This is a genomic window from Methanobrevibacter sp., from assembly GCF_045603845.1.
Classification (GTDB): Archaea; Methanobacteriota; Methanobacteria; order Methanobacteriales; family Methanobacteriaceae; genus Methanocatella.
Map to the genome: position 1 here is coordinate 1 of NZ_JAZUMY010000033.1, position 12,590 is coordinate 12,590.

The following is a 12,590-nucleotide window of genomic DNA, read 5'->3' on the forward strand; positions in this document are numbered from 1 at the left end:
GGATCAACATCAATCAATATTGGAGTGTCAACTTTAGATACCCAGTAAGAAGCATAAGCAGTTTTATCAGCATATTTAACATCGCTTAAAGTAGCATTAATGTCATATCTACCTGAAATAGTTTGGTTAAGGTGGAATGTAGCAACACCATCTTTAATAGTAGCATTAACCTTTTCAGTTCCGTTTACCCAAATAGTTACTGTACCTGTAGCATCAGTAGGAACACGAACGGTAATTGTAGTGTTTACACCGACATCCACATCAACAGCTGTTACATTTATTGGGTAGCAGGATACTTTGTTTACGAGCAATTTGTCTTCAAAGTTATCTGATTTGTATGTGTAGTTGTCATTTCCTGCATAAGTGACTTTTACATCATAGGTTCCGTTAGCCAGTTTGTCAATAGTGAATACGGCTTCACCATCAATTATATCAGCAGTGTAGTTCTTACCATCCACAGTAATGTTGAGTTTTCCGGTAGCGTTGGCCACTTTAACAGTTACGACTGCATTTGTATTTGCATCAACAGTAACCTCTTCAACAGTGAAGCTTGGAGTAGCTTGTGTTACTGTGAACGCCTTGGATTGAGTATCATTAATATTGTATCTTGCGCTGCCGGTGTAGTTAGCGTAAACCGTGTATGAACCGGCGCCTAATCCGTCGACAATCCAGTTGACTTTTCCGTGGTCAACAGGCAATGTAATGTTTCTGATATCGGCAGTACCATTGTTTATAGTCAATGTGATGAATCCGTCAACATCATCCAATACAGTTACTGTGATATTTGCAGGACCGTCATAGATTATAGGTTCAACAACATTTATATCCACAGTAGTATTCAGTTTGGATACTTTGAATGTTGTTACATTTACAATAGAGTTCCAGTAGTCATCACCGGTGTAGTTAGCCCACACATTATAGGTTCCGTTTGAAAGCAATGGAAGTGTCAATGTTCTGGTTTCGGACAGGTTGACATAGTATTGTGTGTCATTAACCTTGATGTATACCATACCTGTTGCATTAGCAGGCAAGTTGATTGTAATATGACCGTTTTGAACTACAGTAACGTTTAATGCAGTTATATTGAATTTAGGATCATGTTTCGTGAATACTCCATCAGCACTGAATGTGGTTGAGTTGTGCTGATGTGTGAAGTTGTTATCGCCGTTATAGACAGCGACAATGTCATGAGTTCCATTTGTTGAAATGAATACGTTTTCCAGTCTTATGAATCCGTTTGTCAAGTCATATGTTCCTATATTTTCACCGTCGAAGTATACAGTCACGTTTCCGGTTACGTTGCCTCTTGGATATACTGTAATGTTAATTGGATTATATCTGTCAACGTCAGTGTCGTTTGCTTCAACGATTATTATTGGAACTGCAGGTTTTACGATGAATGTTGAGTTTACTTCAACGGATGTGTAGTTTTGGTTTCCATGGAATATGACCTGAGCGAAGTAGTCTCCTCTTGCAAGGCCGGATACGTTCCAGCTTACGTTTCTGCCGTTGGTAATGTTGATTGTTAAGTTTTGAGTAATGATAACCTCAGGATTTATTAAGCTTCTTATGATAATTGAAACATTTCCTGTCTGGTTGATGTTAGCTATAATATGCTCAATTTCCATATAGGTTATGTTTTCAACGACAGGCTCCAATACAGGAACAGCCTTAGCTACGATGAATAAGTCTTCATTGTAGGATCCTCTGTAATAGTCATCACCAAGATATGTTGCGTTTACCGTGTAGTTGCCTGCAGGCAATTTCAAGTTCTCTAAAATGACCTTACCGTCTTTGATAGTTTTGTTGAATGTTTGGCCATTGAATGTTATTGTTAAGTTGCCCGTCGCATCGGAAGGCAAAGTGAATATAATGGTTTCATTTTCACCGTAAGTGATGTTAGTAACGTCAATGTCAATGTAGGACCTGTATTTGGTTGCATCTATTACAGTTGTATTATTTGATCCATAGTGGTTTCTGTCACCATAATATTCAGCATAAACAGGATATACACCGAGTTCAACATCATATAATGTCAGCTCAGCGGTGGAATTGACTAAAGTCAGGTTATATTGTTTTCCGTCGAATAATATGCTGATTTTACCGAAAGTGTCAGCAGGACCGACATCAATGTATAATTTGATTGTGTTGAGGCTGTCAAGGATTACTCCTGTTATATTGAGTGTGGAGTTGACTTTTAATATGTTGAAGTCATCGGTTGCATTTGAAGCGTAACAGTCTCTGGTATCAGGATAGTATGCCTCAGCAGTGTAGTTTCCAGCATCAAAGAGTGGAATAGGCAATTCTGCATAGCCCGTATCATTTACTTCAACATGATATTCCCTACCATTTATGATAACAGTTACATTGGCGCTTGCGTTTTCAATTGTGTGGATAATAGCTTTACCTGCATCTCCATAGTAATAGTCATCCACTTCAACAGTAATCCATGAAGGGATTTTAAGTACTCTGAATGTTGTGGAATTGTATTCAGGAATATATTCGCCGTTACCTGAGTATGCAACATAGACTTTATATGTGTCCACATGCAGTCCTGAAACAGGAATTGTGGCATGGCCGTTTGTACCGTCCTGATTTAAAGTGACATTTTCAGCGTAAAGTTCACCGTTAATGTATACAGTTACGTTACCAGGACATACGCTGACGGTTTCAGTTTCATTAAAAGGCCTTATAGTAATGTTTATGTATTCTGTTTCCTGGAAGTAGATATCATCCACTTCAATTATTACGGTTGATAGTTTTGTTCTGTTTGCAAATGCTATGTATGTGTAGTAGTTGTCTTCCGGATGGAATACTTTAACATTGATATCATCTGCAGGGAATGAATCATCAGTGTATGTGAATTCAATAGCTCCTCTGTAATCTGTTTTTCCGGTTACATTCATTACCAGTTTATTGTTTCCGTCATATGCATATACGGTTACATCCTGATAAACCTCAAGGTTGGTTTGATAGATTTCATTTTCATCGGTTGGGTACTGATTATCATTAAGTACAACCACAGATACCCTTTGTCCTTTATCATTGGTGTTTCTGACCCCATTTACTCCCAAATAAGTTACATTTGTATAGTAAATAGTACCAGATTGTTTGTAGATAGCATTTAATTGGTTATCATTTCCTCTGAAGTAGGTAAATACTGTGATTGTATTTGCAGTTCTGTCAATTACTGTAGTTTTTGTATTGTAAATCTCATAGGAATGAGCTTGGTTCTCTAAAAGTGTTGTGTTGATTATATCAGAAGGTGAATATCTTGCATAGATTGCAGAACCGGTTGTTGCTTTGTTGTACATCATTGTTGAATTAACAATTGAACCGCCATTTAAGTTCCAGTATACTCCACCACCGTTTGTTGCGGTGTTGTTATATAGCTTATTGTTAGTGAATGTTGATGAAGAAGCTGTCCAGTATACTCCACCACCTAAAGTTGCATTGTTTTTAACGAATGTTGTACCATCAAGTTTACCGTTTGATCCGGCCCAGTAGATTCCTCCACCATTGGTTGCACTGTTGGCTGTGAAAAGGGAATCCAATACTTGTCCATTGGTGCTTGCCCAGTAGATTCCTCCACCATTATTAATAGCAGAGTTGTTTGTAAAGTTAGAATTAAATACTACACCTTTATCTGCATCCCAGTAAATAGCTCCTCCAGATTGGTTAGCGACACAATCAATGAAATTGGACTCCATAATATTAAGGTTAGTACCTGAAACATAAACAGCACCACCATTGTTTCTGGAATTAGCATTGATTACAGTTACATTTAAGAATTTACCGTTATTTCCTAACCAATAAATAGCACCACCTTTACCATAGGTATTAAATTGATTATTATATGTACTTGTAGCCGTTGAATTGATGATTGTTACATTTATTAAACTACCGTCTTTACCATAATCACCATTACCCCATTTGATAGCTCCGCCGTCAGTTGTTGAAGTACTGTTAATGATTGTGACATTAATAACTGATATTGAGTTAGCATTATGGTTTTCATTACTTACATAAATCGCTCCACCACCGTTTTTACCACCATCATTATGACCTTTAAGCATAGCGCTGGTAGTGTTTGTGAAAATACAATCAATAATTTTTGTTCCGTAAGGACTTGATTCTCTTAATACAATGGAACCACCATAACCTGCTTCACTTCCAGTGAAGTTACATCCTTTAATTACAGCATATGCCATAGCACAAGCAATATCTCCACCACAGAAGTCTGCAGAGTTGTTTATGAAGTTACAATAAGTTATGTTGAATCCGACACCAGTTGCGCCTTGACCGTTTGAACCAGCATAGATACCACCGTTTTTATAAGCATAATTATTTTTGAAAGTACATTCAGTAATAAGTGCGGAGTTGGATGATGCCCAGCTTATTGCTGAACCTTTGCTACCCCAGTTGTCATCGAAAGTACAGTTTTTGAGTAGACCACTAGCAACCACACCAGCTTTATTTACCCAACGGATACCTCCACCGAATCCAGCAGAATTACTCGTGAAAGTACAGTTTTCGATAGTGTCTCCTTTTGCACCACCTACCCAGTAGATAGCTCCACCACCATGTCCCATAACTTCATTTTTATTAGCTTCATTATCTGTGAAATTGGAATTATATACTTTTGAACCGATACCATTACTGTAAATACCTCCACCACCTGAAGAAGCTTTATTTTCATTGAAAGTTGAATTGTCTATAGTTGCATTATTACCTTGGATATAAATACCTGCACCATATGTTGATTTAGATAAATTGAAATTAGACTCCATAATTTCTGCAAAACTACCTATAATGTAAATAGCACCACCTAAATCTGATGCTTGGCTGCTTACGAAATTGGAACCATTGATTAAAGCATAGTTACCGTCAACATAAATAGCTCCACCGTCTGATGATGAAGAAGTAACTTTAGAACTTGTGAAATTGGAATCCTGAATAGTAGTGTTGGTACCTTTAATATAAATGGATCCACCACTTTCAACAGCACTACACTCATCAAAGTCAGAACCGTTAATAAATGCATTAAGACCATCTACATAAATAGCTCCACCCTGAGATCCAGTTGCAGTGGTTTTTGATTTAGTAAAATTAGAACCATTAATTACAGTATTTCTACCATGGATATAGATAGCACCACCATGTGATTCTGCAATACAATTGTCGAATTCTGATTCGTCGATTGTAGCATTTACACCTTCTACATAAATAGCACCACCTGTAGAACCGGCACTATCTACAGTACAGTCAGTGAAATTAGAACCGCTGATTGTGGTATTTGTACCGTGGATGTAAATAGCACCACCATGTAAATTAGATTTGGATTTTTCAAATATGGAATCTGAAATGTTTACATTTTCACCGTCAACGTAAATAGCTCCACCTATTGCATGGGTGTTACTGTTAGCCGCATTGTTTGTGAAGTTTGAGCATTTTACAACGGCCAAATCACCTTCAATAAATATTGCTCCTCCACCATTTCCTGTGGATCCAAACGCATTTGTCTTATCAAAGCTTGAATCTTCGATTGTGGCATTGAAACCGTTTACATATATTGCACCACCGGACAATGTTGCATTTGTATTTTCAACAGCAGATCCTGTGATTGTAGCATTTTCACCATCGATAAATATTGCTCCACCGAACTTGGTTGCTGAAGCATTACTACAGTTGGCTCTGATTGTGGCGTCATGACCTTCTACATAAATAATCGCTCCGTTAATTGCTTTGGATTGCTCGAAAGTACAGTCCAATACATTGGTATAGTTACCTAGAATGTATAATGCACCACCGTACGGTTCGTCTTTACTGGTTATACTTGCAGTAATGTCTACAGTACAGTTTTTAAAGTCGGATTCAGTAATGTTTACATTATTACCGGTAACGAAAATGGCACCACCATTATATGTGGAGAAACTGTCTGTGAAACTGGATTTATTTACTGAAGTGTTATTACCTGTAAGACAGATTGTACCACCTTTAGAAGAGGAAGTGCCTGAACTGATACCTTTGTTATCCTCACAGGTTATGTTATACATTGAACCGTCATTACCTTCCCAGTAGATAGCTCCACCGTCGTCACCTGCAACGTTATGTTTGAAAGTTGAGTTGAACATCTCACAGTTTTCACCTATTACATATAATGCTCCACCGTCTTTTGTGGAATTACTGTTTGTAAACGTTGCGTTGACTTTTACGTCGTGACCTTCTACATACATTACTCCACCGTTGATTGCTGTACAGTTGTCGAAAGTACAGTTCAATACATTGGTGTAGTTACCGAGAATGTATAATGCACCACCGTAAGGGTAATCACCTTCATCATAATCGATTTGTGCATCAAGGTCCACTTTTGAATCTTTAAATTCTGAATCTGTAATGTTTACATTGTTACCTGTGATGAATATTGTACCTCCGCTGTATGTGGAGAAACTGTCATCGAATGATGATTTTTCAATTGAAGCGTTATCACATGTTAGACAGATTGCACCACCTTTGGAGTGGGAAGTGCCTGCACTGATACCTTTATTGTCTTCACATGTGATGTTGTACATTCTACCGTTGTCTCCATCCCAGTAGATTGCTCCACCGTCGTCACCTGCAACGTTATGTTTTAAAGTGGAGTTATATATTTCACAGTCATTACCTTTTACGTATAATACTCCACCGTCTTTTGTACAGTTGGAATTTGTTGCTGTAGCGTTGACTATTGTGGTTTCAATACCTTCCACATATATTACTCCACCGAATTTTGCAGTGGAATTGTCAAATGTACAGTGGTAAATATTGGTATTGTTACCTAAGATATATAGGGTTCCACCGTTATTTGTAGCATTACAGTGGTCGAAATCAGATGAGGTAATATTTACATTGTTACCTGTAATGAATATTGCACCACCATCAACTTTAGATGAATCCTTGCCCTCATCAATATAAGCCTGACCATAACTGAATGTGGAATTAGATATGCTGACGTCGGAACCTGTAAGACAGATTGTTCCTCCTCTAGTGCTGGAAGTGTCTTGACTTATTCCTTTGTTGTTAATACAGGTAATGTTATCTATACTACCTCCATCACCTTGCCAGAAGATAGCTCCACCGTCATCACCAACAGTATTGTTTGTGAAGTTAGTGTTTTTGATTGTACCTGTAATACCGTTCCAGAAGATAGCTCCACCGTCATATCTTGCAGTGTTGTTGATAAATTCTGTTCCGCTTACAAGACCGTTGTGAGCACCAACGTTCCAGTCAATAGCACCACCGTTAGTACCGGCAGTGTTATTGATAAAGTGAGAATTAGTGAAGTTAGTGTCAGTACAGTTAGCTTCAGAAGTACCCTGCAGGTATACTGCACCTCCACGACCTGTAGCGCCTGTAGTTGAGTTTGCTTTTGCTTCGTTGAATGTAAACCAGCAGTTGTCTACACTACCATGAGAACCAATCCAGATTACAGCACCACCGTCACCACCGTAAGTAACCTCACCAAATGCATTTGTTGCATTGGCAACACCTAAAGCCTTGTTGTAAGTGAAATTGGAATATTTAATGGTTCCGTATTGACCGTTCCAGTAAACAGCTCCACCTGATCTTTTAGCAGTGTTATTAATAAATTCGGAACCGCTTATAAGACCGTTGTGAGCGCCAACGTTCCAGTCAATAGCACCACCGTTAGTACCTGCAGTGTTATTGATAAAGTGTGAATTAGTGAAGTTAGTGTCAGTACAGTTAGCATCAGAAGTACCCTGCAGATATACTGCACCTCCACGTTTGGTAGCGTTGTTAAATTCAAATCTACAGTCATCTACAGTACCGTCAGAACCGATCCAGATTACAGCACCACCGTCACCACCGTAAGTAACCTCACCAAATGCATTTGTTGCATTGGCAACACCTAAAGCCTTGTTGTAAGTGAAATTAGATGACTGGATAGTACCATAGTGACCGTTCCAGTAAATAGCTCCACCGCTACGTTTTGCAGTGTTGTTGATAAATTCAGATTCTTTAACTGTACCGTTTTCAGCACCCGCATGCCAGTCAATAGCACCGCCGTTGGTACCTGCAGTATTGTTGATGAAGTGAGATTTTACAAATGTAATGTTGTTGTTTCCGTGTGCACATGGCTGCAGGTATACTGCTCCACCACGGGCGGATGCATTATTGAATTTGAACCAGCAGTCATCCACATAACCGTTCAATCCGATCCATATTATTGCTCCACCATCACCCTGGTTTCCATTATCATCACTTACTATACCTAATGCATGGTTTTCTGTAAAGTTGGAATGCAATATTTCACCGCCGTGACCTGACCAGAAGATAGCACCACCGTTAGCTCTTGCCCTGTTGTTGACGAACTCAGATCTGTTTACTACACCGTCGTGAGCTCCTTCGTGCCAGTCCAGCGCACCACCGTTGACGGTAGCGTTGTTTCCTTCGAAGTAACACAAGTCAAATGTTGTGTTGGTACAGTTTTCTTCGGATGTACCCTGCATGTATACTGCACCACCGTGTCTTGATGCATTATTGTCAATGAATCTACAGTTGATTACTTCACCGTGAGAACCTGACCAGATGATAGCTCCACCGGAACCTCCGGTTGTGTTTTCTCCATATGCATTGATTGCGTAGGTCAGACCTTTAGCACGGTTATCCGTGAAGTTGGAGTTTAGGATATCTCCGTAATCACCGTTCCAGTATATAGCTCCACCGGATCTGTTAGCTACATTGTTTATGAATGTTGCATTGTCTATTACACCATGTGTAGCTCCTTTAAACCAGTCAACTGCACCACCGTTGGTACCTGCAGTGTTGTTTTCAAACCATGCAGTCTTGAATCTGGTATTATTACAATAATAATCACTTGCTCCTTGCAGGAAGACTGCTCCACCACGTTTAACTGCAGTGTTGTTTATGAATTTGGATATTGTTACGTTTCCGTCATAACCTGTCCAGAATATTGCTCCACCGTCACCGCCAGTGGTGTTTTCACCAAATGGATTGATATAATATACCTGACCCAGTGCTCTGTTGTCTGTGAATGAAACATTGTACAAAGTACCGTTATGACCATACCAATATATAGCCCCACCGGACCTTTTAGCGGTATTATTAATGAAAATTGCATGTTCGAGTCTACCGTTTGCAGCACCTTTGTACCAGTCTACAGCACCACCGTTGATACCGGCAGTGTTGTTTGTGAAGTTTACACGTTTTAAAGTAATGTTTTCATTCAGTTCAAGGAATACTGCTCCACCCAAACGTTCTGCATAGTTGTTATCGAAATTGACTTTTGTAACATTACCTATAGAACCAGTCCATACGAGAGCACCACCGTTACCTCCTATGGTTGAATATGTGATAGCTGCGGCTTTTCTATCGTCACTTGTCACATTTCCTACAGCAGTGTTGTTTGTGAAGTTACAGTTGTAGATTGTTCCGTTGGTACCGTACCAGAATACAGCACCTGCAGATCTCCATGCAGTGTTGTTTATAAAGACTGAATTGAGCAATCTGCCGTCATGGGAACCTTCTTGCCAGTCAATTCCTCCACCGTTAGTTCCTGCAGTGTTGAATTTGAAGACCGTATCGTTGAATGTGATGTTTGTACTTCCTTTGATGAATGTTGAACCTCCACGGTACTCTGCAAAGTTATTTGTGAAGTTACAGTGGTTTACAATACCGTGATTACCTATCCATAGGACAGCTCCAGCATCTCCACCGCCGATTGCGTCGGTTACCTTACCTGTAGCAGTGTTGTTGATGAAGTTTGAATATTCAAAGAATCCGTAGGTACCTTCCCAGGAGATTGCACCGGCAGACCTTTGAGCAGTGTTGTTTGTGAAATTACAATTGGTAACATTTGCATTGCTTGATCCTTCTTCCCATGCGAGTGCACCACCATTATTTGAAGCGGTGTTGTTAATAAATTTACAAAGCTCAAATGTAGTGTTATCATTAACATTATTACCGGCAAGCCTCATATATGCAGCACCACCGTCTTTAGCAGCAGTGTTATTTAAGAAAGTACAGTTATATGCAAGGTTATTGCTTCCTCTGAATGTCATTGCACCACCGTGACCAGGGTGTTCGGAACCATATTGTCCAGTTGCATAGTTGTGTTCAAAGGTGGAATTATATACTTCACCCCAACTACTTTGCCAACCTAGAGCACCAGCTGAACCTAATGCATGATTATATCTGAAAGTACAGTTTATAGCAGTACCGTGAGGTGAGTTACCATTCCAACATAGACCACCTGCATTTCTGCCCGCATCATTATACTCAAATATGGAATCTCTAACAGTTACATATGTACTAGCACTATTAGCAGTACCTTTAACTACACAACCACCTGCATTAACATCAGCATGATTATGTCTGAATGTACAGTTACTTGCATTAGTATAAATTCCAGATATAGAGAGTCCACCACCGAAACCGGTATTTGCACCGGCTGAACCTTGAGCATTATTATACTCAAAAGTACACCAAGTAATATTACCTCTATTACCATTCCAATATACTCCACCACCATCACCAGCATGCGCAGTATTACTGATGAATCTTGAGTGAGTTAGTGTACCATCATCTGCATTAAAGTTCCAATATATAGCACCTCCACCATGACCAGCAACATTACTAGTGAAGTTAGAATATGCAATAGTAGTACTTGAACTATTATACAGGAATATTGCACCTCCACTATAAGATGCCTCATTACTGGTAAAGTTACTATACCATATTTCAGAACCAGTACTGTTTTCTAGATATATTGCACCACCATAACGATTATTAACTTTATTGTTTTTAAAGGTTGAATTATAAACTCTCCAATTAGAACCTTTAATCATTACAGCACCTGCATCAGTACTACCAGTATTACTCTCAAATGTACAATTAAATATTATACCATTTCTACCTTCAAGGTATAGGGCACCACCTTCATCATTTGCAATGTTATTTTTGAATGTGGAATTGACCAATCCGCTTGACATACCATTACCAGTACTGTCTGCTACGAGGTATATTGCACCACCGTCACTGAAAGCATGGTTTCTTACAAACGTTAAATTAATGGATTCTCTAGGAGCTTTCATATCATACATTGCTCCACCATTGGTTGCCCTACAATCTGCAATGTAGATGTTTTCCAGAACTGTATTTTCACCATTGATTAAAATTGCCCCACCATTTTTAGCGGCCACCGCATCAGTAATATTAATATTACGTAATGTTAAATCTGGAGAATCTGAATAGATACATCCACCACTGGCTGTAGTTGCCGAGGAGTCAGTGAAATTACAGTTTTCAATTCTGGAAGTCAGTTGACTGTTACCTATATAAATACTTCCACCATCTAGTGCCAAGTTACCGTCAAAGATAGAATCAGTGAGTGTCAAACCACCATTGGCTTGGATAGCTCCACCTAATTTACCGGTGTTGTCTAAAAATGTACAACCGGAAATTTCCAATGTCACATCGGCATCGGAGATAATAGCTGAAGTCTTGTGTCCTACACCATTTATGAAATTGATATTCTGCAATATCACATTACTTCTAAATGAGAAAAGTTTGGAATCTCCCAAACCGTTTATAGTAATATTCTTGCCGGCAGCTCCAATGATTGTAAGGGTTGAATCCTTATTAACCACAATACCTGAAGTTGAAAGCGCAACATCTGAATCCAATGATTCATTGAATGTGTAGTTTCTATCCAGCACAATTGTGCCTGACTCACTATTTATTTTACTTTGAAGGTCTGAAAATGATCCTGCGTCATCATTTTCACCCCTTAATATTTGATTATTTTCAGGAAGTGAATATGACGAAAGATCATTGCTGATACCTATAGCATCAATAGATGATGTTGCCAATTTAGTATCATTTGTGTTATCTAAATCAACATCAGCAGAAGCTACTGCCTGCATTGAAAAGATAAAACAAAATATTAAACATATTAACAATATCTCTTTCTTATTCATAATACACCCCCTCCATTTACATAAATGACTAGTATATTTTACATAGTCATGGAGAGTTTACAATGAGATTTATTTTACTTTATTATTATAGTAATACTTTACTAACGAGAATAAAGTATCAAAATATATATACTAAAAATTTTGAAAAAAAATAAACTATGAATTAATTCAGTTCAAATGACAGTATATTATACAATGTATAAAATTAACCTAAAAATGTATACATCATCAAATTACAATTTTTTAATTACGAGTGGAAAATTGAATTATTATAATATATTATATATTATATAGTAGAAAAAATGAAGTGTAAAAATGAATGCTGAAGACTTTTTCAAAAGATTATCCGATGAAACAGGTTTGAATCAAAGCCAGTCACAGGGCGTAAATGAGATTCTTGAAAGCACATTTCTTGCCGGGAACAAAAACAAGGATACCATAACCCAAATGATTTCAGAAAAGTTAGGCGTTGACGAGGCAAAAGCAGATATGATTTACAATGCCGCCATCGGCATAATAACAAGCAGAATCATTGATAAAATTAATCCATTTAAAAAATAGAGCATTTTTCTCTTTTTATTTTTTTCAACT

2 protein-coding genes are annotated in these 12,590 nt (G+C 38.3%); one reads left to right on the plus strand and one right to left on the minus strand.

Annotation, left to right across the window (positions count from 1 at the left end):
• The coding region (locus ACKI2W_RS03215; protein WP_407379169.1) for a beta strand repeat-containing protein at positions 1-11,999 on the minus strand (11,999 nt) is incomplete at its 3' end.
• Between the two features lie 315 nt (positions 12,000-12,314).
• On the opposite strand from ACKI2W_RS03215, the gene ACKI2W_RS03220 reads away from it, so the two are divergent.
• On the plus strand, positions 12,315-12,560 hold the full coding sequence (locus ACKI2W_RS03220) for a hypothetical protein (protein WP_407379171.1): 246 nt from the start codon (positions 12,315-12,317) through the stop codon (positions 12,558-12,560).
• The last annotated feature ends 30 nt before the right edge of the window (positions 12,561-12,590 follow it).

Bases quoted from the DNA above. Each gene is read 5' to 3' on its own strand.
- ACKI2W_RS03220 (WP_407379171.1), top strand. From the start codon at position 12,315: ATGAATGCTGAAGACTTTTTCAAAAGATTATCCGATGAAACAGGTTTG.